General features: G+C 64.5%; 24 protein-coding genes and 1 tRNA gene. 11 read left to right on the plus strand and 14 right to left on the minus strand.

The genetic code is table 11. From position 1 onward, the window contains the following. The first annotated feature begins 6 nt into the window (after nucleotides 1-6). Nucleotides 7-438 (plus strand): pyridoxamine 5'-phosphate oxidase family protein, encoded by a 432-nt coding sequence (locus ACOJSI_RS19150; RefSeq protein WP_420139917.1) that lies wholly within the window; start codon nucleotides 7-9, stop codon nucleotides 436-438. Here the strand turns inward: ACOJSI_RS19150 and ACOJSI_RS19155 are convergent. Together ACOJSI_RS19155 and ACOJSI_RS19160 are read right to left on the minus strand one after the other, a co-directional pair. After that, on the minus strand, nucleotides 428-1,219 hold the full coding sequence (locus ACOJSI_RS19155) for an ABC transporter ATP-binding protein (RefSeq protein ID WP_420139918.1): 792 nt from the start codon (nucleotides 1,217-1,219) through the stop codon (nucleotides 428-430). The genes ACOJSI_RS19150 and ACOJSI_RS19155 overlap by 11 nt on opposite strands. After that, a complete protein-coding gene (locus ACOJSI_RS19160; RefSeq protein ID WP_420139945.1) occupies nucleotides 1,213-2,184 on the minus strand; it encodes a FecCD family ABC transporter permease in 972 nt (323 codons plus the stop codon). The genes ACOJSI_RS19155 and ACOJSI_RS19160 overlap by 7 nt, the downstream gene beginning before the upstream one ends. Before the next feature lie 123 nt (nucleotides 2,185-2,307). Between ACOJSI_RS19160 and ACOJSI_RS19165 the strand changes: the two genes are divergently transcribed. Further along, nucleotides 2,308-3,102, plus strand: coding sequence for an ABC transporter substrate-binding protein (locus tag ACOJSI_RS19165; protein WP_420139919.1), 795 nt, complete (start codon nucleotides 2,308-2,310; stop codon nucleotides 3,100-3,102). Between the two features lie 35 nt (nucleotides 3,103-3,137). After that, nucleotides 3,138-3,211: transfer RNA gene (locus ACOJSI_RS19170), tRNA-Gly, on the plus strand. A 104-nt stretch (nucleotides 3,212-3,315) separates the two neighbouring features. Here the strand turns inward: ACOJSI_RS19170 and ACOJSI_RS19175 are convergent. The 7 genes from ACOJSI_RS19175 to ACOJSI_RS19205 all read right to left on the minus strand — a co-directional run bounded on the left by ACOJSI_RS19175 (nucleotide 3,316) and on the right by ACOJSI_RS19205 (nucleotide 10,879). Continuing rightward, nucleotides 3,316-4,059, minus strand: coding sequence for a hypothetical protein (locus ACOJSI_RS19175; protein ID WP_420139920.1), 744 nt, complete (start codon nucleotides 4,057-4,059; stop codon nucleotides 3,316-3,318). 137 nt (nucleotides 4,060-4,196) lie between these two features. After that, nucleotides 4,197-4,655: a hypothetical protein gene (locus ACOJSI_RS19180; RefSeq protein WP_420139921.1), complete on the minus strand. Its 459-nt coding sequence runs from the start codon at nucleotides 4,653-4,655 to the stop codon at nucleotides 4,197-4,199. Between the two features lie 223 nt (nucleotides 4,656-4,878). Continuing rightward, entirely contained in the window at nucleotides 4,879-5,940 is a 1,062-nt protein-coding gene (locus ACOJSI_RS19185; protein WP_420139922.1) for a hypothetical protein, read from the minus strand. Between the two features lie 53 nt (nucleotides 5,941-5,993). Next, nucleotides 5,994-6,353, minus strand: coding sequence for a hypothetical protein (locus ACOJSI_RS19190; protein WP_420139923.1), 360 nt, complete (start codon nucleotides 6,351-6,353; stop codon nucleotides 5,994-5,996). A 122-nt stretch (nucleotides 6,354-6,475) separates the two neighbouring features. Continuing rightward, nucleotides 6,476-8,122, minus strand: coding sequence for a M28 family metallopeptidase (locus tag ACOJSI_RS19195; protein WP_420139924.1), 1,647 nt, complete (start codon nucleotides 8,120-8,122; stop codon nucleotides 6,476-6,478). Nucleotides 8,123-8,249: 127 nt separating this feature from the next. After that, nucleotides 8,250-10,565, minus strand: a complete 2,316-nt coding sequence (gene clpA / locus ACOJSI_RS19200; protein ID WP_420139925.1) for an ATP-dependent Clp protease ATP-binding subunit ClpA — start codon at nucleotides 10,563-10,565, stop codon at nucleotides 8,250-8,252. A gap of 116 nt (nucleotides 10,566-10,681) precedes the next feature. Then, the gene (locus ACOJSI_RS19205; RefSeq protein ID WP_420139926.1) at nucleotides 10,682-10,879 is read right to left on the minus strand and encodes a DUF1192 domain-containing protein; all 198 of its coding nucleotides are present in this window, start codon (nucleotides 10,877-10,879) and stop codon (nucleotides 10,682-10,684) included. A gap of 169 nt (nucleotides 10,880-11,048) precedes the next feature. On the opposite strand from ACOJSI_RS19205, the gene ACOJSI_RS19210 reads away from it, so the two are divergent. Continuing rightward, nucleotides 11,049-12,047, plus strand: a complete 999-nt coding sequence (locus ACOJSI_RS19210; RefSeq protein WP_420139927.1) for an NAD(P)H-quinone oxidoreductase — start codon at nucleotides 11,049-11,051, stop codon at nucleotides 12,045-12,047. 10 nt (nucleotides 12,048-12,057) lie between these two features. Here ACOJSI_RS19210 and ACOJSI_RS19215 read toward each other — a convergent pair whose 3' ends face one another. Then, nucleotides 12,058-12,378 (minus strand): GIY-YIG nuclease family protein, encoded by a 321-nt coding sequence (locus tag ACOJSI_RS19215; RefSeq protein WP_420139928.1) that lies wholly within the window; start codon nucleotides 12,376-12,378, stop codon nucleotides 12,058-12,060. Nucleotides 12,379-12,529: 151 nt separating this feature from the next. Between ACOJSI_RS19215 and ACOJSI_RS19220 the strand changes: the two genes are divergently transcribed. The 4 genes from ACOJSI_RS19220 to ACOJSI_RS19235 all read left to right on the plus strand — a co-directional run bounded on the left by ACOJSI_RS19220 (nucleotide 12,530) and on the right by ACOJSI_RS19235 (nucleotide 17,333). Continuing rightward, the gene (locus ACOJSI_RS19220; protein WP_420139929.1) at nucleotides 12,530-14,458 is read left to right on the plus strand and encodes a CocE/NonD family hydrolase; all 1,929 of its coding nucleotides are present in this window, start codon (nucleotides 12,530-12,532) and stop codon (nucleotides 14,456-14,458) included. Between the two features lie 167 nt (nucleotides 14,459-14,625). Then, on the plus strand, nucleotides 14,626-14,952 hold the full coding sequence (locus ACOJSI_RS19225) for a hypothetical protein (RefSeq protein WP_420139930.1): 327 nt from the start codon (nucleotides 14,626-14,628) through the stop codon (nucleotides 14,950-14,952). Nucleotides 14,953-15,140: 188 nt separating this feature from the next. Beyond that, complete coding sequence (locus ACOJSI_RS19230) at nucleotides 15,141-16,340, plus strand: diguanylate cyclase domain-containing protein (RefSeq protein WP_420139931.1); 1,200 nt, start codon at nucleotides 15,141-15,143, stop codon at nucleotides 16,338-16,340. Nucleotides 16,341-16,445: 105 nt separating this feature from the next. Beyond that, nucleotides 16,446-17,333, plus strand: coding sequence for an AraC family transcriptional regulator (locus tag ACOJSI_RS19235; protein ID WP_420139932.1), 888 nt, complete (start codon nucleotides 16,446-16,448; stop codon nucleotides 17,331-17,333). Nucleotides 17,334-17,481: 148 nt separating this feature from the next. Here the strand turns inward: ACOJSI_RS19235 and ACOJSI_RS19240 are convergent, their stop codons facing one another. Then, complete coding sequence (locus ACOJSI_RS19240) at nucleotides 17,482-17,739, minus strand: hypothetical protein (protein ID WP_420139933.1); 258 nt, start codon at nucleotides 17,737-17,739, stop codon at nucleotides 17,482-17,484. Nucleotides 17,740-18,026: 287 nt separating this feature from the next. On the opposite strand from ACOJSI_RS19240, the gene ACOJSI_RS19245 reads away from it, so the two are divergent. Continuing rightward, complete coding sequence (locus ACOJSI_RS19245) at nucleotides 18,027-18,500, plus strand: cupin domain-containing protein (protein ID WP_420139934.1); 474 nt, start codon at nucleotides 18,027-18,029, stop codon at nucleotides 18,498-18,500. 28 nt (nucleotides 18,501-18,528) lie between these two features. On the opposite strand, the gene ACOJSI_RS19250 is transcribed toward ACOJSI_RS19245, so the two are convergent. The 3 genes from ACOJSI_RS19250 to ACOJSI_RS19260 all read right to left on the minus strand — a co-directional run bounded on the left by ACOJSI_RS19250 (nucleotide 18,529) and on the right by ACOJSI_RS19260 (nucleotide 22,144). Continuing rightward, nucleotides 18,529-19,116, minus strand: coding sequence for a hypothetical protein (locus ACOJSI_RS19250; protein WP_420139935.1), 588 nt, complete (start codon nucleotides 19,114-19,116; stop codon nucleotides 18,529-18,531). Between the two features lie 59 nt (nucleotides 19,117-19,175). Next, nucleotides 19,176-20,279: a DUF4272 domain-containing protein gene (locus tag ACOJSI_RS19255; RefSeq protein WP_420139936.1), complete on the minus strand. Its 1,104-nt coding sequence runs from the start codon at nucleotides 20,277-20,279 to the stop codon at nucleotides 19,176-19,178. 71 nt (nucleotides 20,280-20,350) lie between these two features. Next, nucleotides 20,351-22,144, minus strand: a complete 1,794-nt coding sequence (locus tag ACOJSI_RS19260) for an ABC transporter transmembrane domain-containing protein (RefSeq protein WP_420139937.1) — start codon at nucleotides 22,142-22,144, stop codon at nucleotides 20,351-20,353. 109 nt (nucleotides 22,145-22,253) lie between these two features. On the opposite strand from ACOJSI_RS19260, the gene ACOJSI_RS19265 reads away from it, so the two are divergent. Together ACOJSI_RS19265 and dgcA are read left to right on the plus strand one after the other, a co-directional pair. Further along, nucleotides 22,254-23,495: a polyhydroxyalkanoate depolymerase gene (locus ACOJSI_RS19265; RefSeq protein WP_420139946.1), complete on the plus strand. Its 1,242-nt coding sequence runs from the start codon at nucleotides 22,254-22,256 to the stop codon at nucleotides 23,493-23,495. Between the two features lie 52 nt (nucleotides 23,496-23,547). Next, nucleotides 23,548-24,525, plus strand: a complete 978-nt coding sequence (gene dgcA / locus ACOJSI_RS19270) for an N-acetyl-D-Glu racemase DgcA (RefSeq protein ID WP_420139938.1) — start codon at nucleotides 23,548-23,550, stop codon at nucleotides 24,523-24,525. Nucleotides 24,526-24,540 lie beyond the last annotated feature (15 nt).

Here is a 24,540-nt window from a genome sequence, read left to right on the forward strand (position 1 = left end):
TGATCCATGACAAAGACGCTCGCCGACATCTCTGAGCAGATGCGCGACATCGATTTCACCATGTTTTCCACCCGGGCTGCCGACGGCAGCATCGCCGCGCGGCCGATGAGCAACAATCGCGAGGTCGATTATGACGGCGACAGCTATTATTTCAGCTATGACGATGCGCACACGGTCGCGGATATCCGCCGCGACAACCAGGTCGGCTTGTCCTTCCAGGGCAAGGCAGGGATGCTCGGCATGCGCCCCTTCTTCGTGGCCGTCGAAGGCGCGGCCGAATTGATCCGCGACAAGGGCGAGTTCGAACAGCATTGGACAAAGGACCTGGATCGCTGGTTCCCGGACGGTATCGACACGGCAGGCCTCATCCTGATCAAGGTGCACGCCAAGCGCGTCCATTATTGGGATGGCGAGGACGAGGGCGAGGTCAGCCTCTAGTCTGATCCGCCGCTGGGCTGCCGGCCACGCGGTTCAGCGGCACCACGATCGGCGCTCCGCCGGAGCGGCCGAGATGCGCCGTCACGCCGTAGACAGCGGCGATCCGCTCCGCGTTGAGGACCACGTCGGGGCTGCCGTCAGCCACCAGCCGCCCCTCGTTCAGGATCAGCAACCGGTCACACCAGCGCGCGGCGATCGTCAGATCGTGCAACACTGCGATCACAGTCGCGCCCCGCGCCGCCTCGCCGCGCAGCAGCCCCATCACCTCGATCTGATGTGATGGATCGAGCGCGGCGAGCGGCTCGTCGGCAAGCAGCAACGGTGCCTCCACCGCCAGCGCCCTTGCGAGCAAAACGCGCGCCCGTTCCCCGCCGGAGAGCTGATCGATCGGCCGATCGCGCAGCGCGGTAAGTTCGGTGCGCTCCAGCGCCGCCGCGATCGCAACTCCGTCCACCGCACCCGGCCGCGCGAACGGTGCCAGATGCGGCAATCGGCCCAATGCCACCAGTCGCTCCACCGTGAGCGGCCAGTGGATCGTCTGCCCCTGCGGCAGATAGGCGATCCGCCGCGCCCGCTCGCGTGCGGCCAGGGGGGCCGGCCTTCCATCGATTGTGATCACGCCTTCATAGGCCATCAGCCCGGCGATCGCCCGGATCAACGTCGATTTGCCCGCGCCGTTCGGCCCAATCAGGCCGATCACGCCGTCCCCAAGCGCGGCACTGACATGGTCCACGACCTGGCGGCCGTCGAGTGTGACCGAAACCTGATCCAGCGTCACCATTGCCGCCGCGCCCGGATCAGCTGATGGAGGAAGATCGGAACGCCAATCAGCGCGGTGACCACGCCCAACCGTGGTTCTTCCAACGTCGGCACGGTCCGCACCAGCGCATCTGCCGCCGCCAGCAACGCCGCGCCGCCAAGCGCGGACGGGACCAGCAAGGACGACGGCCGGCGGTCGGTCAGCGGGCGCACCAGATGCGGTACCACCAGTCCGACAAAGCCGATCGCGCCGGACACCGCCACCGCTCCGCCTACCCCGACCGCGGTGGCGATCAGCAGGCAGAGGCGTGTGCGCCTCAAATCGGTGCCGAGCGCGATCGCGCCTTCCTCCCCCAAAGTCAGCGCATCCAGCGCCCGCCCCTGCAGCAGGATCAGGCCAAGGCCGACGATGATGCAGGGCAGCGCCAGCCAGACGTGCAGGAAGGATCGGTCCGCCAGACTGCCCATCAGCCAGGTCATGATCTCGACCGCGGCAAACGGATTAGGCGCAAGGTTGAGCGCCAGGCTGATTCCGGCACCGGCGGCCGTCGCGATCGCCACGCCCGCCAGGATCAGCGTCAGCGGCCCCTCACTGCGCGCGGCCAGCAGCAAAAGCGGCACCAGCCCCGCCAACGCGCCGGCAATCGCGAACAGCGGCACCGCCAACGGACTTGCGACCGCGAAGCCGTAATAAAGCGCGATTACCGCGCCCAGCGCGGCGGTACTCGATGTGCCGAGTACGCCAGGGTCCGCCAGCGGGTTGCGCAGATACCCCTGCAGCGCCGCGCCGGCCGCGCCAAGCATCGCGCCGACCATCAACGCCAACAACGCCCGCGGCAGCCGTAGCTCCCACACGATCGTGCGCGCGATCGGATCGCCCCCGCCCGTCAGCGCCGCACACGACCGCTCCCAGCCGAGGTGCGCCGGCCCGATGCCCAGCGACACCGCCGCACAGGCCGCCGCGAGCGCCGCCAACAACAGGTTCATCGAGACCGCGGATCGTGTCACGTCCTGCTTCCTACGGCGCCAGCCGGGGAAGTCGAGCAGGCTTGAAGCGACGCGTGTCGGATGGTGCTTCATCGCGATGCGATCCATGCCTAAAGGCAGACAATGCTCCGCCCGCTGGCCTGCCTGTTCTTCATGCTCGCCGCGGCGGCCCAGTCCATGCCACCGCGTCGGGTCGCGTCGATCAACCTTTGTGCGGATCAATATCTGGTCGCGCTCGCCGATCCCGGCCAGATTAGCGGTCTGACGCGCCTGTCGCACCGGCCGGACATGTCGCCGATCGCTGCCGAGGCGGCACGCTTCCCGGCCATCGGCGCGTCGGCAGAGACCCTGCTGGCCCATCGTCCAGATCTGCTCCTGACCGGCTGGCCGGGCCAGGCCGATGCCGCCATCCATGCCGGGCTGACGTCCCGCATCCTCGTCCTCCCGCCCGCCAACAGCTATGCCGACATCAAAACCCAGGTCCGCCTGGTGGCTCAGGCCGTAGGCCATCCTGAACGTGGCGAAGCGCTTATCCGGCGGATGGACAAGGCCCTCGCCGCCATTCCCAAGTCGGGCCGAAACCGGGTCGCCGCCGATTATCAGCGGCGCGGCTACCTATCCGGCGGCGGCACGCTGATGGATGAGATGATGCGCCGTGTCGGCCTGGTCAACCTCGCCACCAAGCTCCATCGCCCCGCTCTGTCCAATCTCTCGCTTGAGGACATGGTCGCGGCGCGCCCCGATTTCCTGATCACCGGCGGCAAGCCGGCCCGCGACATCGGCAGCGCGATGCTCGATCATCCCGCCATTGCGGACATTCCGCGGCTCTATCTTCCCGGCCAGTTGGCCGATTGCGGCGGGCCGTCTTATCCCCAGGCGATCCGCACATTGTCGGATCAATTGCGCCAGAAGCGTTGACCGCAGGCGCCTGCCGATGGCATGGGGATGCCCGCGCGGGTATAGCTCAATGGTAGAGCGGTAGCCTTCCAAGCTTCATACGCGGGTTCGATTCCCGCTACCCGCTCCATCCACCACCATCTTCGTAGCCGCTACATGCACGTCATGCCGCCGAGGAACGTGCGCGATGTAAGCCGGGCGTTTCGGCAGGCAGAGGCCCAAACCCGTCCCGCATCATTCCACGACAAAGTTAGGCCACTGCACCCGCTCGCACCGATCCATGGGCCTGGCCGTTTTCACCGCGAGCGCGGTTCGCAGCGCGGGCAGTGCCGCCACCGCCTCGCGGAGAGCCGCGACGTCCAGCGTGCCGCGCGCCAGTTCCGGGCCAGCGCCCAGCCGATCGGACGGACGGATCAGGGTCCAGTCGAGCGCGTCATAGCCGTCTGCATAAGCGAGCAGATCGCCGAGCGGCAGCTCGCCGTGCCCGTTATGGGCGTCGTGGGTATAGGGAAAAACTTGGGTCGAGAGCGCGGTACTGCCGATGACGCCATATGGCTCGACCGGGAACGGTCGCTGCATCTGGATCCACGACACCTCTGGCAGGTCCGCGTCGATGCCGACCCGAACCTTGATTTCGATCCTGCGCAAATCGATCGCCGGTTGCGTTGCCTGATCCCAGATATAGCCAAGCTCCAGCTCAAGCGGTCGCTGCGTCTTTTGCGGATCATAGCCACGCTGGTTCCATCGCATGAAATCGCCGGCATCGGGCTGACCATCTTCGGTATAAATCCGACTGAGGGAAACAGTGCCGCCTTTTAGCGTCTGCTCTACGTCGCAGCTGTAGCGCCACATGGCCTTCGTCTGCGCGGGCGCGGCAGACGAGGTGTGCTTACCCTGGGCGGGGAGACGGCGCGCGTCCGCCCCGGTAGGAACCAGCAAGAGCAGCGGGATCAGGTTCAGACAGTGACGCAGCCGCATTCATCTTTCCCATCCGTGAGGTCGTCGGCGGGATAACAGCATCCCCTCCTCTATTTGAAGATTTATCCGCCGATAGGCTCGCGCCATTCAAAGCGCGGCTGCCGATGTTGAACTGGCTTGCGCCGCGCGGGCTACGATCATCGCCGTGGCAATTTGGGTGGCGGAGGCTCCGAACGAAGGTCATCGTCCTTGCCACGCTCGGCACGCTGCCGCGCGGTTTCCGACCGCAGGGGATCGATCACGGGCACACCATCTTCCCAGGCGACGATCCGCCCGACCAGAAGCGCGCCCTCACCCTTGTTCGGGACGAAATCACATGCGGAAGGGTGGCTCGGGCTTATGATGATCTTCGATCCTCTGTAACTCCCACGCACCCGTTGTTCGACGACCGCATGGATGATCGGCACGGGCCCGGTGCCGCCGTCATCCAGCGTGAGGATCTTCCCGGCGAAGTCGCCCATGCCGTTATCCTCATCCTGGAAATAGGTTGCCACGTCGATCGCATCGCAGCCCGCTTTGGCCATCGTCGGCGCAGCCCAGCCACAGGCCAAGGCTAAGCCGGCCGGCACCAGAAGACGCAGCTGCAAGAAGGTCATGCTCATCCCTTCAACGCCCCCCCGCCGCCCGCATTCACCTGCCAGTCCGACGATATCAACCTAGGGCACGTGGGCGAGCCACGGAACACAACGCATCGCAGAATGCCAGCACAGCGTTTTGCGGTCGACGATCGATCGCCAAGCTCGAAGGCGATTTGGAGCGCGCGCTGCCAGGTCGCCCCCGCCGATTACGGGGGCGCAGCTGTAACGCTTCAGCTGTCCCTCAGGCGATCGCCTCCATCGGGCTCAACGGCTTCATCTTGATCGCGATCTGCGCAAGCATGCGGTCAGCCGTCTGAAGCTCCGTGTCCTTCTCCGTGTCTGCCGGACCGCCGAGGCCCCACAGCGTCGATCCATAGACCTCCTTCCCGAAGATCTTCTTGGACAATTCGTTCGTGCGCTTCTGCACGTCGCCGCCGGCCCGCTCGATGGCGATATGCTGATAAGCGGGCTGATATCCGGAGAGGGTGGGCGGCGGAATATTGGGCTTCGGATAATCCTTCGCCAGCGGCCGCTGCTGGATCGGCTGGGACGTCGATTTGGCCGACGTGCCGCTGCCATAAGGATTGGGCACCCCGCCGCTCGTGCTGACCAGACTGTCCGTCTCCAGCATAGCGGAAAGATAGAAGGTCAGTTCGATGATCTCCGCCATGCTCGCCTTGAACGGCGGGCTGCGGCGGACTGGCTTCTTCAGGAAGGGGGAAGACCGCAGATGGCGATAGGCCTCGTTCTTCTGGGCTTCATTCATCGAGCGATCATCCTCGATCAGCTGCGCCATGCGTAGGGCACAATTCTGATTGGCGCGCATGAATGAGTCGAGCTGAAGATATTGGACAAGCGGCTCCGGCGTGATGAGGCCGTTCACCGAATGCATATAATCTTCGACGATCTTCTCGGCCCCCTCCTTCGCCTTGTCCTTCAGCCCATCGACAAAAGCGCCGACGGCGAAGGCGACGCCGTCATTCTTGCGAACCGACCGAAACAGCCGGAACATGGTGTCGTTCAGGGTGCGGCGCGCCACTGTCACCACCGTGCGCTTGGCAAGCATCCTCAGCGTCACGCTGCCGATGCTGCCGAGCAAGATCGAACCGGTGGCGACGCAAGCGGCAGTGACGAACAATTCGCCCGCCTCCTTGTCGGAGTCCCTCTGCTGGTCGAGAACTTCCTTATATTTGGTGTATGCCTGAGTGTAGGCCACGACATAAGGGTTGCCGACAGTCGTCCGCCAGTCATTGTCCGCGAGCGTAACCGCTGTTTGGAACTCCTGAAAACGCTGGCTCGCCACGTATCTCTCCTCCTGAGCTACCTACAAGATCAATGTGCGGCAGAACTGCCGCCTTACTTCCACCCCGCTTCTATGCAGCGCGCAACCGCCGGAGCCGCGCTGTCCGCAAGAGTACCTTGTACTTTCGCTTCGCAGTCTTTGCGCACTTGTTCATACTTTTCGAAATTTTCCGACTGGTAGCGGCCCAGTTGCGCGATCAGCCGTTTATTCTCGGCGATCGCCCGATCATTCTGCTCGATCAGCGAATCACCCTGATTGGCCATGCCCCCGTTTTCCAAAGCGGATTGGGCAGGGTCGGCTGACGAAGATTGGGTCGCCGCCGGCGTGCTGGCGGCAGGCTCGGTCGGCTTGCTGGAACGGTTGCAGCCGGCCAGCAGCGCGGCGGCGGCCAGTGTGACCACCAGCGGCGTCATTCGCGTCATGTTGATCTCCCTCTGCTTCAAAAAACCGCAGGACGGCGCGAAGGTTCCGGCGCCGTATCGTCGCTCGGGAAAGCTACGGCCGAGCTATGATCGCGCGGTCGTCGACACTGAATCTAAGGTTTTCGGGCCGCAGCCGACGTGTCGCGGATTGCCCTGAATTCGCTATCCGCGCTCCAGTTCGGCCATTCGCGCGAATTGGCCAGCCGCTGTCCCAGCGCATAGATAAGCTCGGCATCCAGTGCCTGGCCGCTCGCATTCCAGTCAGGCGTCCATTCGTCGGCCGGCTGGTGATATTTATCGCGCACATAGGCTTCGCTCTCGGCCTTGCCGGCGGCCTTGCCGCCCTGCACCAGATCCTCGCCGCTGCCGATCGAAATGGCGGGCACGCCACGCTTGGCCATCGGGAAGTGATCCGAGCGGTAGAAGTGGCCGGCCTCAGTCTGCGGATCGGGCGTGAACGTACGTCCCTGCTTCGCGCCTTCCGCGATCAGATCGTCGAGCAGGCCCAGCTTGGCGCTGCCCGAAATCGTGAAGTCGCGCGCGGGGCCGGCGGTGCTCAGAGCATCCGTGTTGAGCATGCCCACCGTGGTCGCCAGCGGATAGAGCGGATTGGCGGCATAATATTCGGATCCCAGCAGGCCCTTCTCCTCGGCGGTCACCGCCAGGAACAGGATCGATCGGTCCGGCTTCGGGCCGGCGGCAAAGGCCCGCGCCATTTCGATCAGCACGGCGATGCCATCGGCATTGTCGACCGCACCGTTATAGATGCGGTCGCCCTTCGCATCGGGCTGACCGATGCCGAGATGGTCCCAATGCGCCGAATAGACCACCGTCTCATCCGGATGCTTGGCGCCAGTCAGCCGCCCGACGACGTTATGTGACACGATCGTCTCCGACTGGACCGCATAATTGGCCGACAGCGTTGCTTTGAGCGGCATCGGCTTGAAGTCGCGGCTCTGCGCTGCCTTCTTCGCTGCCTCGAAATCCAAGCCCGAATCCGCGAACAGCTTCACCGCCAGATCGCGTTGAATCCAGCTTTCGAATGGCGTGTGCGCCGCCTTCGGATCGGCCCGCACGATGTCGAACATCGTGTTCGTGTTGGAATTCTTGACCGTCGCCCAGCCGTAAGAAGCCGGTGCCGTCTCATGCACGATCAGCACGCCGGCGGCCCCGCGCCGCGCCGCTTCCTCATATTTGTAGGTCCAGCGACCATAATAGGTCATCGCCTTGCCGCCGAAATCGCCCGAGCCGGTTTCGAAATCGGCATCGTTGATCAGCACGACCAGCAGCTTGCCGCGCACATCGACGCCCTTGAAGTCATCCCATTTCCGCTCGGGTGCGCTGGTGCCGTAGCCGACGAACAGCAGCGGGACGTTGTGGAGCGTGACCTGCTTTTCGCCGGTCATCGCCGCGCGCACCGCGATCTGATCGCCCTGGGCCAGCGGAATGACCGTGCCGTTGCTGGTGATGCTGAGCGTCGGCGTGCCGGTGATGGAGGCGCGCAGCAGCGGCACGTCCTGCGTCCACGCGCGCGTGCCGCCCTTCAGGTCGCCGCCAGGCTGGATACCAATCGCTTTGAACTGGCCGACGATATAATCTATGGTCTTGGGCTCGGCCGCAGTCGCAGGCCCCCGCCCCTCATAAGCATCCGACGCCAATATCTCGACATGGTGCGACAAGCGCGCCGGATCAAAATGCGGCGTCGCCTGGGCGAGCGCTGTCGACGACAAAAAGGCGAACAAGAGCGGGAGTGTTTTCATAGGCTAAGCTTGGCAGGGAAGCGCGATCGTTTCAATCCAGCCTCTCCTCCCCGTTCCGGGAGGATATAAATGAAAAAGCCCGGCAGATTGCTCCGCCGGGCTCCTTTACTTGGCTTGGTCGTGCGGCTTACGCCTTGGCTTCCGCCTTCGGCTTACCCTTGCGTTTCGGCTTGGGCGCGGCCGCGACGATCTCGAAAGCGAGCGCGCCGTCCTTCATATGGACCTTGACCTCGCCGCCGCTCACCAGCTTGCCGAACAGCAATTCCTCGGCCAGCGGTTGCTTGATCTTCTCCTGGATCAGGCGGCCCATCGGACGCGCACCGTAGAGCTTGTCATAGCCCTTCTCGGTCAGCCACGCCTTAGCGTCCTCATCCAGCGAGATATGCACCTCGCGGTCGGCCAGCTGCAGCTCAAGCTGCAGGATGAACTTCTCGACCACGCGGGCGATCACCGGCGTCGGCAGGTAACCGAACGGTACGATCGCATCCAGCCGGTTGCGGAATTCCGGCGTGAACATCTTCTTGACCGCTTCCTCATCCTCGCCCTCGCGGGTGAGGTTACCGAAGCCCAGGCTTTCGCGCGCCATGTCGGACGCGCCCGCATTGGTGGTCATGATCAGGATCACGTTGCGGAAATCGACCGTCTTGCCGTGATGGTCCGTCAGCTTGCCGTTATCCATGACCTGCAACAGGATGTTGAACAGGTCCGGATGCGCCTTCTCGATCTCGTCGAGCAGCAGCACCGAATGCGGATTCTGGTCGACCGCGTCGGTCAGCAGACCGCCCTGATCATAGCCGACATAGCCCGGAGGCGCACCGATCAGCCGGCTGACCGAATGGCGTTCCATATATTCCGACATGTCGAACCGCTGGAGCGGAATGCCCATGATCGAGGCGAGCTGCCGCGCGACCTCCGTCTTGCCGACGCCGGTCGGGCCGGTGAACAGATAGTTACCGATCGGCTTGTCCGGATCGCGCAGGCCTGCACGGCTGAGCTTGATCGCGGAGGACAAGGTGTTGATCGCCTGATCCTGCCCGAACACGACCCGCTTGAGATCGGTGTCGAGCGTCGCCAGCGCCTTCGTGTCGTCGGTGGAGACCGACTTGGGCGGGATACGCGCCATCGTCGCGATCACGGCTTCGATCTCCTTGGCGGTGATCGTCTTCTTGCGCTTGGCCGGCGGCACCAGCATCTGCATCGCGCCGACCTCATCGATCACGTCGATCGCCTTGTCCGGCAGCTTGCGATCGTTGATGTAGCGGGACGACAGCTCGACCGCCGACTTGATCGCATCGGTCGTATACTTGACCTTGTGATGGCTCTCGAACGCGGTGCGCAGGCCGGTCAGGATCTTGATCGTGTCCTCGACCGTCGGCTCGTTCACATCGATCTTCTGGAAGCGCCGGAGCAGTGCCCGGTCCTTCTCGAAATGATTGCGGAACTCCTTGTAGGTGGTCGAACCGATGCAGCGGATCGTACCGCCCGACAGCGCCGGCTTTAGCAGATTGGACGCGTCCATCGCCCCGCCGCTGGTCGCCCCAGCGCCGATCACCGTGTGGATCTCGTCAATGAACAAAACCGCATGCGGGAGCTTCTCGAGCTCGGTCACGACCTGCTTCAGCCGTTCCTCGAAATCGCCGCGATAGCGCGTGCCGGCGAGCAGTGCGCCCATATCGAGCGAATAGATCACCGCGGGCAGCAGCACCTCGGGCACATCCCCCTCGACGATCTTGCGTGCGAGACCCTCGGCGATGGCGGTCTTGCCGACGCCGGGATCGCCCACATAGAGCGGGTTGTTCTTGGAGCGGCGGCACAGGATCTGGATCGTGCGGTCGACTTCGGCGGCGCGGCCGATCAGCGGATCGACGCGGCCCTCCTTGGCCTTGGCATTCAGATCGACGCAGAACTGCTTGAGCGCGCTCTCGGCCTTCTTGCCGCCGCCCTCTGCTTTCTGCGCCTTCTCTTCTTCCGTGCCCTTGGGCTCGCGGCTTTCGCCCGGCTGGCCGGCCTTGCCGACGCCGTGGCTGATGAAGGACACCGCATCGAGGCGGCTCATGTCCTGCTGCTGCAGGAAATAGACGGCATAGCTCTCGCGCTCGCTGAACAGCGCGACAAGCACGTTGGCGCCCGTCACTTCCTCGCGGCCGGAGGACTGGACGTGCAGGATGGCGCGCTGGACGACGCGCTGGAAACCGGATGTCGGCGACGGATCGTTGCCACTCTCGGTCTTGAGCGCATCAAGCTCGCTGTCGAGATAGGTGGCGACCGCCTCCTTGAGCTCGTCGAGATCGACCCCGCACGCCGTCATCACCTTCGACGCATGCTCGTCGCCCACCAACGCGAGCAGGAGATGCTCCAGCGTCGCATATTCATGGTGGCGCGAGGACGCGGCGGTCAGCGCGTTGTGAAGGGTCTGTTCGAGCTCGCGGGCAAAACTAGGCATGTAACTTTACTCCCGCAGGGGCAGCGAGGATGCCGCCCTGCCGATACCAATGTCGGAACGCGCCGCCCGCGTATCAAGCACCCCCTGCTTGGGAGTGCTAAAGGCGGCGTTTGGCGTCATCGCTTGAACAGGCTTTCAGCGCTGCTGCGGTGATTGACGGCGTGATCGATCCGCGCCCGCGTTCGCGCGATCTCCGCCTCCAGCGTCGCGATCCGCGCTTGCAGCTCGTCGACCGACAGCGGATCGAGATCCTGCTTGGTCAACGCGGCAAGCGGGTCGCCGGGCGTCTTGGGAAGATAGTCTTCCAGATCCATCCCCGAATGCTCCACCCTTCGGACGAGTCTGTCAAATCCGCTTTGCGTCACACGGCCATTTTCCAGGATGTCTTGCTACGTCATGCCAGCGCAGGCTGGCATCCACGGAACGCACCGCATGCCCCACCGCTGGGGTGACGGCACACGACACAAGGTCTAAATCGTCCCCATGACGACCATCCCTCAGACCATGACTGCGATCGACCCCAGCGAGGCGGGCGGCCCCGAAGTCCTGCAGCCCGTCGAACGCCCGGTCCCAACCCCCGGCCCTGGCGAATTGCTGATCAAGGTCGCCGCCGCCGGCGTCAATCGGCCCGATCTGATGCAGCGTGCCGGCAAATATCCGCCGCCGCCGGGCGCGCCGTCCATCCCAGGGCTTGAAATCGCGGGCGAAGTGATTGCGCTCGGCGAAGGCGGTGACCCGCGGCTGCTCGGCCGCCCCGTCATGGCGCTGGTGGCGGGCGGCGGCTATGCCGAATATGCAGTCGCCCCCTCCGGCCAGTGCATCGCCGTCCCGCCCGCTTTGTCGATGGTGGAGGCCGCTGCCTTGCCCGAAACCCTTTTCACCGTCTGGTCCAACCTGTTCGATCGCGGTCGCGCCGCGCCCGGCGAAATTGTGCTCGTTCATGGCGGTACCAGCGGCATCGGCACGATGGCGATCCTGCTTGCCAAGGCATTCGGGCTGACCATCATCGTCACCGCCGGCTCGGCCGACAAATGCCGCCGCGCGCTGGAGATCGGCGCCGATCACGCGATCGACTACAAAGCGCAGGATTTCGTGGCGGAGGTAAAGCGGATCGTGCCCGATGGCGTGCATGTCGTGCTCGACATGGTCGGCGGCGATTATCTCGCGCGCAACCTCGCCTGCCTGGCCGACGAAGGCCGTCACGTCTCGATCGCTACCCAGCGCGGCGCTACCGTCGAACTGCCGCTCGGCCTGGTCATGCGCAAACGCCTGACACTGACCGGATCGATGCTGCGCGCCCGCGACGTCGGCTTCAAATCCTCGATCCGCGATGCGCTCGTCCAAAGCGTCTGGCCACTGCTCGCCCAAGGCAAGCTGAAACCGATCATCGACGCCACCTTCCCTCTGCGCGACGCCGCACAGGCCCACGCCCACCTGGAAAATGGCGACCATGTCGGCAAGGTCGTGCTGACTATGGCCTGAAGGGGTGAACCTAAGGGTACGTTCGGCCTGAGCTTGTCGAAGGCCCGTTCTGCTTTTGGCCGCGCGAAAGGCGGCTGATCTCGTCCCAGTCGCCGCGGATCAGCGCCATCTTCTTGGCGCGGCTCCACCCCTTGATCCTGCGTTCCATCTCCAGCGCTTCAATCCGCTGAGAGAACGTCTCGGACCAGACCAGCTTCACGGGACCTCGATCCCGCGTGAACCCTGGGATCTCCCCAGCTTCATGCAGCGCAACCCGACGCTCCAGATCGTCGGTATGTCCGACGTAGAACACGCCACCCGCGCAGTGCAGCATATACGTCCAGAAGGCCATGCGACGAAGGCAGCACAAGACCAGGCCTTCGACAAGCTCAGGCCGAACGGCTCTAGATCGGCCCTCTTGCTTCCGCGTACGTCACAATCCCGCTCGACACGCGTCCCGCTCGGTACCAAGCTCCCGCGATACAAATAGAACGGGAACATCCATGACCAAGACGCTCGCGCTTCTCCTGCTCGCCACCTCCACTCTCGCTGGCGCTCAGGCACCCGAGCCGGTTTTTCCCAAAAGTGGAACCGATTTCCCGGTCAAATATGTCGAGCCCACCGACAGCTACGATTACATGAAGCGCGAAGTGGAAATCCCGATGCGCGACGGGGTCAAGCTCCACACCGTCATCGTCGAGCATAAGGGCACGCGCAACGCGCCGATTCTGCTCAATCGTACGCCTTACGATGCCGATGGCCACACCACCCGCAACAAGAGCGGTGTGATGCGCGCGATCCTGCCGCAGAGCTACGACGTCTTCGCCGATGCGGGCTATATCATCGTCTTCCAGGACGTGCGCGGCCTCCACGGTTCGGAGGGCGGCTATGTCATGACGCGCCCGCCGCGCGGGCCGCTCAACCCGACCAAGGTCGACAACACCACCGACGCCTGGGACACGACCGATTGGCTGGTGAAGAATCTGCCGGAGAGCAACGGCCGCGTCGGCATGATCGGCTCCTCCTACGAAGGCCATACCGTCGTCATGGCGTTGCTCGATCCGCATCCCGCGCTGAAGGTGGCGGCGCCGCTCAGCCCGATGGTCGATGGCTGGATGGGCGACGACTGGTTCCATTACGGTGCCTACCGTCAGGGCAGCTTCGACTATATCGTCAGCCAGGAAAGCCCGAAGAAGCAGAAGGCCAGCCTGATTACGTCGAACGCCGACGATTATGACGCCTACCTCAAGGCGGGCTCGGCGGGCGATTTCGCGAAGCTGCATGGGCTCGATCAATTCGGCATGTGGCGCCGCCTGTCCGAACACCCGGCCTATGACAGCTATTGGCAGGGCCAGGCGCTGGACAGGGCCGTCGCCGCCCGCCCTTCGACCGTGCCGACCATGTGGCTCCAGGGTCTGTGGGACCAGGAGGATATGTGGGGCGCGATTCACAGTTGGGAGGCGCTCAAGGCCGCCGGCCATATCGACAACAATTACCTGGTGATGGGCCCCTGGATGCACAGCCAGATCAACCGCGGCGGTTACAATCTCGGCCCGCTCAAATGGCCCGGCGACACCACCACCGAATTTCGCCGCAACGTCATTCTGCCGTTCTTCAACCAATATCTGAAGGACGGCGCGCCCAAGTTCGATATGCCGCGCGTCCAAATCTACAACACCGGCGAACAGCATTGGGACAAGTTCGCCGATTGGCCGCTCGCCTGCCAGCAGGGCTGCGCCAGGGCGCTCACCCCCATCTATCTTACCAGCAATTTCTCGCTGAGCTTCAATAAGCCGACTGCGAGCCAGGCGGGGGATTCCTACGTGTCCGATCCGGCTCACCCGGTGCCCTACGTCCCGCGTCCGACCGACTTCGGCAATCGCGATCAGTGGGGCCCGTGGCTGGTGAGCGACCAGCGCCATGCCAATTCCCGGCCGGACGTGATGAGCTACGCCACCGCCACGCTCGACAAGCCGGTCCGCATCAGCGGCGCCGCCATCGCCGATCTGTTCGCCGCCACCACCGGCACGGACGGCGATTTCGTCGTCAAGCTGATCGACGTCTATCCGGACGAAATGCCCGACCAGCCCGAGCTTGGCGGCTATCAACTGGCGGTCGCGATGGACATCTTCCGCGGTCGCTATCGCGAGAGCTACGAACATCCCGGCGCCATCCCGGCCAACCAGACGGTGGAGTATAAGTTCGCGCTGCCGACCACGAACCACGTCTTCCTGCCGGGCCACCGCATCATGGTGCAGGTCCAGTCGAGCCAGTTCCCGCTCTACGATCGCAACCCGCAAACCTATGTACCCAACATCTTCTTCGCCAAACCGGCCGATTATCAAAAGGCAACGATCACCCTATCCCGTTCGGCCAGCCAGCCGAGCGCGGTCTGGCTCCCCCTCGTGGACGTGGCGCAACCCGCCTCCTGATCCGTACGCGGCGCATAAAGCCGCCCTCGTCACGCACGCCGATCTGTCCGATGGCAGCACGGCGCCGGGGGCGGCAATGCGTGCGTGGCGACAGTAACGGCGGAGACAGCCTCGATCGATCCGAAATACGCTAGGGTAAGCCGACAGAGCCATGCCATAGCCCGAACGTGCCGACGGCCTCTTCCATCCTGGTTCACACGCTGGTGGCTCTCGCCGTTGGGCCACTGCTCCTTGTCGGCATCCTGTTCTTGCTCACCTATTTCAACCTTCCGACGCCGATGATCCTGATCGACGCGATCTATCGAACCATGCTCGTCCAATCGACGACGGGCGCGCTCGTGAATGTCGTCTTGGGCATGGCGGCCGTTGCAGGCGCCGTGTGGCTACCCATCCATGATCCGTCGGGTCTTCATCTTATCCTGGCGCCGCTGCTCTTCCTCTTCGGCCTATGGCGCCTGTGGCGCGGCGTCACCGTCTTGCCGATCGACCGTTAAGGTCGTTGCCCCAACGCTTTCCGGGGCCCATTCAATCTGTTCTTCAACCGTCTTTTTAAATCTCCGCTCGCGATACGGCTCGACTGCAGCGTTGGTAAGGAGGAGAAGTTTTTCGACAAGCTCCCAAGTGGATACGTCTTGCGGCACAAGCTATCGCTTCCGTTCCAATAACTGTTATTCTGCCGCCAATGTCTGGTCTGCCGACACTCTCGCGCAACGCCGAGCATCTGCCGGACGCCGTTTATCGCGATCTGGTGGACATGTTGTTCAGCATGACCATTCCCGTCGCCTTCATGGGCAGCGCGTTCGCCGGCATTGCCTTTGTTGCCGGCAACGCCTTCCACGACCCGCTGATGCTGGCATTCGCGATCGCCGTCACGATCCTCACCGTAATCCGCTTGTTCACGCTGCGCGCCTATCGGCAACGGGCCGGCGCGACGCTCGCCATCGCCACGCTAGCGCGGTGGGAGGCGCGCTACGCGTGGAGCAATTACCTGTTCGCCATCCTGCTCGGCCTGTTCAATGCCCGCGCATTGATGTTCCACGACGCGCTGCTGCACCTGATCGCGGTCAGCCTGGTCTTCGTCTTCGGCGCAGGCCTGGTATCGCGCGTCTCGATCCGGCCCCGCATCTGCATTGTCAGCATGCTGCTGGCGACCGTCCCCACCGCGGCCACGCTGCTCGCCCACTCCTTCATGGCGCATGAGAACCCCGTACACGAGGAACTGTTCGCCATCGAGGCGCTGTTGATGACCGCGGCGATCGTGATGAGCCTGCAGAGCATCGGCCACCTTCACCGGTCGATGGTCGAACACCTCACGACGAAGCACGATTATGGCATGCTCGCGAAACGGGATGCGTTGACCGGCCTGCCCAACAGGCTGCTCCTGCGGGAAAGATTTCAGAAGGATATTGCCCGCGTTTCCCGCACCGGCACCCGCCTGGCGCTCCACTATCTCGACCTGGACGGTTTCAAGGCGGTCAATGATCTGAACGGCCACCCCGCGGGAGATGCCGTTCTGCGCGAAGTCGCGGTACGGCTGGAGGCGGTAATCCGCGCCGAGGATACGCTCTGCCGCCTCGGCGGCGACGAATTCGTCGTCCTTCAGGCAATGATCAGCCATGAAGCGGAAGCCGAGATGCTGGCACGCAGGATCATCAAGAAGCTCAGCGCGCCCTATCCTCTTGGCGAGGTCGACGCGCGGCTGTCGGTCAGCGTTGGCATCGATGTCGCCACGGAAAGCGGCGCGGATCTCGAGCAGTTGATCGGCCGTGCCGACACCGCTCTCTATGCCGCGAAGACCAGCGGGAAGGGCCGCTTCTACTTCTACGGCGACACTCTCGCGCCTGCCGCTCCGGCGCCGCTCTCCAAAGCGCGGATGCCGTAGCCGGATCGTGCCAGGCGGCTCGAATGAGCCCGCCACAAAGCGCAAGATCGGTCGAGCGGACGCTACGGCGATAGCGTTAATGGGCGCTACCACAGGGTAGGAACCATGACGGCGGCGCTTCATCATTATCAGGCCAGAATGCGGCGTGTGCTGGATCATATCGACCGGCAGCTTGATGCCGATCTGGATCTGGAAACGGTCAGCGGCATCGCCGCTTTCTCGAAATTCCATTTCCATCGTCAGTTCAGGGCGACCTTCGGCTTGTCCTTGCACCATTATGTCCAGCTCGCGCGCATGCGGCGCGCATCGTATCGGCTGACCGACAAGAACGGGCTCAGCATCACGCAGATCGCGCTGGAAGCGGGCTATGATGCGCCCGATGCCTTCGCCCGCGCCTTCCGGCGCCGCTTCGGGCAATCGCCCTCCTCCTTTCGGACGTCCCCCGATTGGGCACCCTGGTTTGCCGCCTTCGCCCCTCTCGACACAGCAAGGACCATGCTCATGCACAACCCGCTCACCCAGGACGACGTCACCATCCGGGTCATGCCGCCTACGCCGGTTGCCATCCTGGAACATCGCGGTGACCCAGCGACGCTCGACGGCACCATCGAAGCGTTCGTCGCCTGGCGGAAAAGCGCCGGACTATCCCCGCTGACCAACCCGACCTTCACGATCTTTCGATCGGAACGCCGCCCCGATAATCCTTTGGAATATAGTGTCGACCTCTGTGTGGGAACCGATCGGCCGATCGCAGCGGCAGACCATCCGATGAAAGCGGGCATCATCCCAGGAGGCCGCTGCGCGGTGCTCCGCGTGGTCCACGATACTCATGATCTCGAGCGTCCCGCTTTATATCTCTACCGGGATTGGCTTCCCGCGAGCGGGGAAGAAGCGCGGGATTTTCCGATCTATTGCCAGCGCCATCTTGCCGTGCGCGACGATGGTGTGGGTCACGCCCCCGTCGCCGATCTCTTCCTTCCTCTCGCCGGCTAAGCGCCGCCCGGATCATCTACGATGCAGGGCGAAGTATCGCTGGCGAGCGAGGAACGATCGTTACCGTGTCCGCAAGTGTTCGTTTCCGAACGAAAGGCGGACAGTCGGGGGAGCCGCCCGCGGCCGCGCGGCCGCGGGCGTCGCACCATCACTTCTGTGCCAGCTTGGTGTGCTGCGTGGCGTCGGTCGCGTCGCTGAACTTGGCGCCGTCGGCAATCCATTCCGCCTTGGTGCGGCAGGTGCGGACCGGAATGCGCTGGCCGGTCACAGCCTGCGAGATGCAATATTTGTCGTGCTTTGCGTCATAGGTCACCTTCATTTTCACATCGTCGCTGCTGGTGGCGGCGAAGGCGGGAACAGCCAGGGTACCGAACAGGGCGGCGGCGATAATGACAGTGGCTTTCATGGCAGAATCTCCAGTTGGTTGGATGACCGGCTACGTGCCGGCCATGACAATGACGTTGCAGGAGCCGTGCCAACTGCCTCCACACTGGTCCTTTCGGCACGCCCCGCAAATGGCGCCGGCAAATTTACCGCAAACTGGCAGGCGGCACTCAAGGTTAGCAAAAATTCCACGACGCTCGTGCGTCGCTATGCCAGCGCGCCGGCATTATTCGGTCCGCCCCCGCGTCGCCGTCCATTGACGCGAACGGGGAGATGCTATCCCTTGGCAATTCGCTGGAAGGATCTCTGATGAAGTTCGCCGCTATCTGCGCCCTCGCCCTGATCGCCGCTCCCCTTGCGGCGCAACCCACCGCACCTGGCAATTTCGCGACGCCGGCTGACGTCCAGGCACTGGTCGAGCGCATCGGCGCGGGGATGAAGCCTGGTCAGATTTTTGCGATGGCGCCCCTGGTGGGCGCGGATTCATCGGTCGCATCCGTAGAATATTGGAAGGGTCCTGGCCGCCCCGCAATCCACCCGACCGATGCCGAATATGCCATCGTGGTTGCTGGCGCGGGCACGCTCGTGATGGGCGGCACGATGACCGAGCCGGAAGTTACCAATCCGGGCCTCACCCAGGGCGGCAAGATCGAAGGCGGGACCTCGCGCCCGCTCGCACCAGGCGACATCATCATGATCCCGGCCGGGGTGCCGCACTGGTTTGGCGTGAGCGGCGGCAAACTGGCGCTGTTGGGCCTCAAGCTCCCCCAGCCCAAGTCCTAAGCGCGGCTGCAAACGAACCGCGCGGTCTTCAGCCTAGGCGGCACCTGCGCGCCGTCGCGACGCCGCGCAGGAAGCCGCGCCGGGCATAAGCGGCGCGGATCGCCGCATTAAGCCGCCGCTCCGCCGGCGCCGCACCGCTGACTTCGCGCACCAGCCCGCGGAAGGGGATGATCGTGTTGACGATCGTCTTGCCCCCCGCCGCGGCCAGCTTTCCGGCCTTGTTCTCACGCGTCGTGACGGCGCCGGCATAATCCGGCCCGAGCACATCGTTCAGCTCGAAGATCGCCTGCCGGATCTGCGTGCAGGTGCTGAGGCCCTTCAGCGAATAGGGCGCCGCAGCCGCCTTTCGTACAGGAGCAGGGATAGCGACCTTGCTGGCGCCGACGTCGCGCGCTGGCTGGCTCGCAATCCGCCCGGCTTCCTTGCCCGTGTCGGCGATCTTCTCGCGCGTGGTCGTGGTGGTGGTCGTCGTCCGTTCCGACGGCGTGGCGACGGTGCTTTGCGTCGTGCGGGTGGTGGTGACGGTCTTTGGAGCCTCGGTTTGCGCCGAGGCGACGGCGGCGAGCGGAAGTAATGCCAGGGCAAGTCCGTGACGCATGCAGAACGATTTCATCATGATGGCGCAAAACCTCCGTTGCGACAGATTGGTTCCTTGCTGCGCCAGGCCGCCCACGATCATGTCGGCGTGTCGATCTCGTCCCAGCTGGTCCCGAACTCGTTTTGAAAGCTGGTCAGCCAGTTCAGCGCGACATGGCGCTCCATCACCACATCGCCGTTGGGGCGTTCGATCGCCAGATCCTTGGCATGGGCCTGGCGGACGATCCAATGTTCCAGCCAGGTCCGGTCGAGTGCGTCGAGGATTTCGGCGGCCGGCCTGAACGCGAGCCCAGCGCCCGGCGCGCCGGCCCGCGCCACCTCCGCCACCGACCGCCATAAGGCGTCGACATCGATCAGGCTCTCACTGTCCGCCAGCGACGCGCCTTCGAAGCCCAGCGCCCATAGCAGGGCATTGGCCGCCTCATACCGCCAGCTGATGGCGGCGAAGGCGCCTTCTTCCGCCCCCGCGCCATCCAGCAACGCGCGTTCGCGTTCCGTCAGCGCGGCGAAGCCGATCGGATTTTCATCGCGCCGGCCCAGTGGAATCGGCCCCACCTCAGTGCCCTGCATCTGCCCGCGCGCGGCAATGTAGAGCAAGGCGAGCGCCCGCCGGAGCACCTCGTCCGGCGAGCGGAGCTCCAGTTCGGCCTCGCCGATCGCGGGCGGTATGCTCGTCGGCGGCTGCAGCTCCAGCCCTTCCAGCAACTGCAGCGTCCGCTGGCGGCGCGCGATCGCGTCCGGCTGATAGGGCAAAGCCGCGGTTGGATCACTGGCCCCTTCGGCGTCGAACAGGATCGCCAAATCCGGCGCGCGGACCGAGCCGTCGGGAAGGAACAAGATACCGTTCGCCGTCCGCGCCCATCGCTGCAGACCGTCCAGGTCCTCCGGCAGCACGTCCAGGCTGACATGGTTGCGCACCCGCTGGGCATGGCGCCAGACATGATAGCGCAGGGCCGTCATCTCGCCGTCGCCCCGGCTCATCACATAGCCTGTCAGCCCGCGCAAATGATCGGGCAGATCCGGATCGGACAGGTCGCGCCATCCCAGCAGCTCATGGCGAAAGTCGATCGGTGGCAGCGTCCGAACCGTCGCATAGACATTGATGCGCAGCGGGTCGGTCACGGGCTCCGCGGCGGGCGCGTCCGACGCGGCCGTGCCGAACAGGCGTTTCAAAAGGCTCATGATCGCTCCTTCAGATCATCGGTGGCATGGATCACGCCACTCCGCCCCCCGGTCGGCATGGTATCGGCAGGTCAGGCCGCCTCCCCCTCGAACTGCAGCTGCGCCAGCCGCGCATAGAGGCCGGATTTCGCGACCAGCTCGTCATGGCGTCCCTGCTCGACGATGCGGCCGCCATCCATCACGACGATGCGATCCGCCGCGCGGACCGTGGCAAGCCGGTGCGCGATGACGAGTGTCGTGCGCTTCTTCATAAGTCGCTCGAGCGCATTCTGCACCAGCCGCTCGCTCTCGGCGTCGAGCGCGGAGGTCGCCTCGTCCAACAGCAGCAGCGGCGCATCGCGCAGCAAGGCGCGGGCGATCGCGATCCGCTGACGCTGCCCGCCCGAAAGACGGGCTCCCCCCTCGCCCAGGAACGTGTCCAGTCCCTCCGGCAATTCCTGCAGGAACTTGGCGGCATTGGCGTTTTCCGCGGCCGCCCACAAAGCCGCGTCGTCCGCGTCCCAACGCCCGTAGCGCAGATTGTCCCGTGCGGACGCAGCGAAGATCACCGTGTCCTGCGGCACCACCGCGATGCGCGCGCGGATCGCGGCCGGATCGGCCTGCGTCAGCGCAATTCCATCCATCCGAACCGTGCCGACCTGCGGATCGTAGAAACGCTGGGCGAGCTGGAAGATCGTGCTCTTGCCTGCGCCCGAAGGTCCGACGATCGCGACGCGCTCGCCCGGCGATACGGTCAGGCTGAAATCGTGCAGCGCCGCCATTTCGGGCCGGGTCGGATAGCGGAATTCGACATGGTCGAACGCGATCGTGCCACGCGGCGGCACCGGCAGCGCCTGCGGTTTCGCCGGCGGCGCGATGTCGGGCTGTTCCGCCAGCAATTCGCCCAGCCGGCCGGCCGCGCCGGCACCACGCAGCAGATCGCCATAGACTTCGGTGAGCGCGCCGAAGGCGCCCGCGACGAAGCCGCCGGTCAGGACGAACGCTGCGATGGATCCGCCGCTCATCCGCCCCGCGGCGACGTCGGTCGCGCCCTGCCATAAGACCATCGTGATCGATCCGAAGATCAATCCGATCACGATCGCCGTCATGATCGCGCGCACCGTGAAGCGCCGGCGCCCGACGGCGAACGCATTCTCGACGGCGATGCCGAACCGTTCCGCTTCGCGCTTTTCCTGTCCGAAGGCCTGCACGATCTTCATCGCACCCAGCGTTTCGGATACCATTGATCCCACTTCGGCGATCTTGTCCTGCGACGAGCGGCTGAAGCCGCGGACGCGCCGGCCGAGCAGGATCACCGGGCCCATGATCAGCGGGATGCCGAGCAACAACATGCCGGCCAGCTTGGGCGACAGGGTGAACAGATAGATGATGCCGCCAATGCCGGTGAAGCTGTTGCGCAGCGCGATCGAAACGGTCGATCCGACGATCTGTTCGATAATGGCCGTGTCGGACGTCAGACGCGACGCGATTTCGGAGGGGCGATTCTCCTCGAAGAAGCGCGGAGCCAGCCTCAGCAGATTGTCCTGCACGCGGCGGCGCAGATCCGCGACGACCCGCTCACCCAGCCAGGACACGAAATAGAAGCGGCACGCGGTGGCGATCGCCAGCACGACCACGATCATCAGCAGATAGCGGAACGATGCGTTCACGCTCGCAGCCGACCCGCCGCCCGCGATGAAGCCGCGGTCGATGACGCGCTTGAACCCATATGGAATCGCCAATGTTGCTGCCGATGCGATGATCAGCGCCATCAGGGCGCAAGCGATGCGGCCGGGATATTCCATTGCCATCCCCCAGATCAGGCGGAGTTCGCCGATCCGGCGGCGCTCCTTTGCCGGGGGCAAGGGTGTCGGTGCTTTGGCCATAATGGTGCTGTAGCAAGACGGACGCGTTCAACCAATCACGCTTTCTAACGTTTGTTGCAATGCGGCGAGCACACGCCCATCTATGAAGTCCCCCTGGGAGGCACAGAGTTTGCTGTACGAAGCTTATGAAATGCAGCGGAGCCTGCTCGCCGGCGCAAGCGCTATGGCCGAGTTGGGGTCCGAGTGGATGAACCACCCCGCCAACCCTTTTGCCCGTACCCAGATCGGATCGATGATGGCGTCGGGCCTCGATGTGTTCGCACATGCCTCGGCTCCGCACGGCAAGCCCGAATTCGGGCTGCCCTTCACCGTGATCGACGGCAAGGATGTGGCGGTCGAGGAAGTGATCGAAGCGCGCCTCCCGTTCGGCCAGCTCGTCCATTTCACCCGCTCCGACGCCCCCAAGGATCAGCCCAAGCTGCTGATCGTAGCGCCCATGTCGGGCCATTATGCCACTCTGCTGCGTGGCACGGTCGAGCGCATGCTGCCGGGCTACGACGTCTGGATCACCGATTGGCGCGATGCGCGCCTGGTGCCTTTATCCGACGGCACATTCCGGCTCGACGATTATATCGAATATCTGATCGGCTGGCTCGAACATATCGGCCCTGGCGCGCATGTCCTGGCGGTGTGCCAGCCGGCGGTGCCGGCGTTTGCCGCCGCCTGCATCATGTCGGCCGACAAGAACCCGGCCCGTCCGCGGTCGCTTACGATGATGGGCGGCCCGATCGACACGCGCGAGGCGCCGACCCAGGTCAACACGGTCGCCACCCAGCGTCCGCACAGCTGGTTCGAACAGAATGTGATCGCGACGGTGCCGATCTATTATCCGGGCGCGGGGCGGAAGGTTTATCCGGGCTTCCTCCAGCTCACCGGCTTCATGGCGATGAACTGGGGCAACCACCTGGTCAGCCATTGGCAGATGTTCCGCCATCTCGTCGACGGCGATCAGGAGAGCGTCGAAGGCACCAAGGCCTTTTACGACGAATATCGCTCGGTCTGCGACATGACCGCCGAATTCTATCTCGAGACGATCGATGTCGTGTTCCAGCGCCATCTGCTGCCCAAGGGCGAGATGATGTTCCGTAACCGCCGCATCGATCCCGCCGCGATCACCGACATTGCCTTGCTGGCGATCGAAGGCGAGCGGGACGATATTTCGGGTGTGGGCCAGACCCGCGCCGCGCTGAAGATCACGCCGAACCTTCCCGACGATCAGAAGCAATATCTGCTCGCCAAGTCGGTCGGCCATTACGGCATCTTCAACGGCCGCCGCTGGCGCAACGAAATCGCGCCGGTCCTGGAGAAGTTCATCGCCGCGGCGGATCAGCGGGCGACGCAGCCCGCCTGATCCTCTGCCGGCTGCGGCTTTCGTTCAGGCACGACCGCTGTATGAGGGCGGCATGAAATTGCACGCCCAGATCGAACGCTGGCCCGTCGCCGGCGCCTTCACCATATCGCGCGGCGCGAAGACGCATGTGGACGTCGTGGTGGCGACCGTCACCGACGGCGGCCATGTCGGCCGCGGCGAGGGTACCGCCATCTATTATCATGGCGAGACGGCGGAGACCGTGCTGGCCGAGATATTGGGACAGGCAGACGCCGTCGCGGCCGGCATGGATCGCACCGAACTTCAGACAAGACTGCCGCGCGGAGCGGCGCGCAACGCGCTCGACAATGCCTTATGGGACCTGGAGGCAAAACGGGCCGCCACGCCGGTGTGGCAGCTGGCCGGTCTGCCGGAGCCTAAGCCGCACATTACCGCCTTCACCATCTCGGTCGCCGATCCCGCGAAGATGGAGGCGGATGCACGCGCCTCCGCCGATCTCCCGCTGCTGAAGTTGAAGCTGGCTGGCGAAGGCGATGACGCGCGGGTGGCAGCAGTGCGCCGCGGAGCGCCGAACGCCCGCCTGATCGTCGACGCCAACGAAGCATGGACCGGCCGCGATGTCGCTGGCGAAACGGCGCGCCTTGCCAAATATGGAGTGGAACTGATCGAACAGCCGGTGCGGGCGGGTGAGGATGCGCTGCTGGACGGCATCAGCGCTGTCATTCCCTTCGCCGCCGACGAAAGCTGCCAGGATCGCAGCGATCTCGCGCGCTGCGCCGGTCGCTATCAGGCCATCAATATCAAACTCGACAAGACCGGCGGTCTCACCGAAGCGCTGGCTCTCGCCCGGGAAGGCCGCGCGATGGGCTTGGAGATCATGATCGGTTGCATGCTCGGCACGTCGCTCGGCATGGCTCCGCCCTTCCTGCTCGGTGCGACCGCGCGGTGGGTCGATCTGGACGGCGCGCTGCTGCTGGCGGAGGATCGCTCCTCGCCGATGACGGCGGCGGGCGGGTTTCTCTCACCGCCTGCCGCCGACCTCTGGGGATGATCGTACGTCCGAGCT

Origin of the sequence: Sphingomonas sp. (assembly GCF_048595155.1) — a bacterium.
Classification (GTDB): Bacteria; Pseudomonadota; Alphaproteobacteria; order Sphingomonadales; family Sphingomonadaceae; genus Sphingomonas_I.

Bases quoted from the DNA above. Each gene is read 5' to 3' on its own strand.
- ACOJSI_RS19235 (WP_420139932.1), top strand. From the start codon at position 16,446: ATGACGGCGGCGCTTCATCATTATCAGGCCAGAATGCGGCGTGTGCTG.
- dgcA (WP_420139938.1), top strand. From the start codon at position 23,548: ATGAAATTGCACGCCCAGATCGAACGCTGGCCCGTCGCCGGCGCCTTC.
- ACOJSI_RS19205 (WP_420139926.1), bottom strand. From the start codon at position 10,879: ATGGATCTGGAAGACTATCTTCCCAAGACGCCCGGCGACCCGCTTGCC.
- ACOJSI_RS19150 (WP_420139917.1), top strand. From the start codon at position 7: ATGACAAAGACGCTCGCCGACATCTCTGAGCAGATGCGCGACATCGAT.
- ACOJSI_RS19220 (WP_420139929.1), top strand. From the start codon at position 12,530: ATGACCAAGACGCTCGCGCTTCTCCTGCTCGCCACCTCCACTCTCGCT.
- ACOJSI_RS19175 (WP_420139920.1), bottom strand. From the start codon at position 4,059: ATGCGGCTGCGTCACTGTCTGAACCTGATCCCGCTGCTCTTGCTGGTT.
- ACOJSI_RS19165 (WP_420139919.1), top strand. From the start codon at position 2,308: ATGCTCCGCCCGCTGGCCTGCCTGTTCTTCATGCTCGCCGCGGCGGCC.
- ACOJSI_RS19215 (WP_420139928.1), bottom strand. From the start codon at position 12,378: ATGGCCTTCTGGACGTATATGCTGCACTGCGCGGGTGGCGTGTTCTAC.
- ACOJSI_RS19180 (WP_420139921.1), bottom strand. From the start codon at position 4,655: ATGACCTTCTTGCAGCTGCGTCTTCTGGTGCCGGCCGGCTTAGCCTTG.
- ACOJSI_RS19255 (WP_420139936.1), bottom strand. From the start codon at position 20,279: ATGAGCCTTTTGAAACGCCTGTTCGGCACGGCCGCGTCGGACGCGCCC.
- ACOJSI_RS19210 (WP_420139927.1), top strand. From the start codon at position 11,049: ATGACGACCATCCCTCAGACCATGACTGCGATCGACCCCAGCGAGGCG.
- ACOJSI_RS19245 (WP_420139934.1), top strand. From the start codon at position 18,027: ATGAAGTTCGCCGCTATCTGCGCCCTCGCCCTGATCGCCGCTCCCCTT.
- clpA (WP_420139925.1), bottom strand. From the start codon at position 10,565: ATGCCTAGTTTTGCCCGCGAGCTCGAACAGACCCTTCACAACGCGCTG.
- ACOJSI_RS19260 (WP_420139937.1), bottom strand. From the start codon at position 22,144: ATGGCCAAAGCACCGACACCCTTGCCCCCGGCAAAGGAGCGCCGCCGG.
- ACOJSI_RS19230 (WP_420139931.1), top strand. From the start codon at position 15,141: ATGTCTGGTCTGCCGACACTCTCGCGCAACGCCGAGCATCTGCCGGAC.
- ACOJSI_RS19240 (WP_420139933.1), bottom strand. From the start codon at position 17,739: ATGAAAGCCACTGTCATTATCGCCGCCGCCCTGTTCGGTACCCTGGCT.
- ACOJSI_RS19195 (WP_420139924.1), bottom strand. From the start codon at position 8,122: ATGAAAACACTCCCGCTCTTGTTCGCCTTTTTGTCGTCGACAGCGCTC.
- ACOJSI_RS19250 (WP_420139935.1), bottom strand. From the start codon at position 19,116: ATGATGAAATCGTTCTGCATGCGTCACGGACTTGCCCTGGCATTACTT.
- ACOJSI_RS19190 (WP_420139923.1), bottom strand. From the start codon at position 6,353: ATGACGCCGCTGGTGGTCACACTGGCCGCCGCCGCGCTGCTGGCCGGC.
- ACOJSI_RS19160 (WP_420139945.1), bottom strand. From the start codon at position 2,184: ATGAACCTGTTGTTGGCGGCGCTCGCGGCGGCCTGTGCGGCGGTGTCG.
- ACOJSI_RS19155 (WP_420139918.1), bottom strand. From the start codon at position 1,219: ATGGTGACGCTGGATCAGGTTTCGGTCACACTCGACGGCCGCCAGGTC.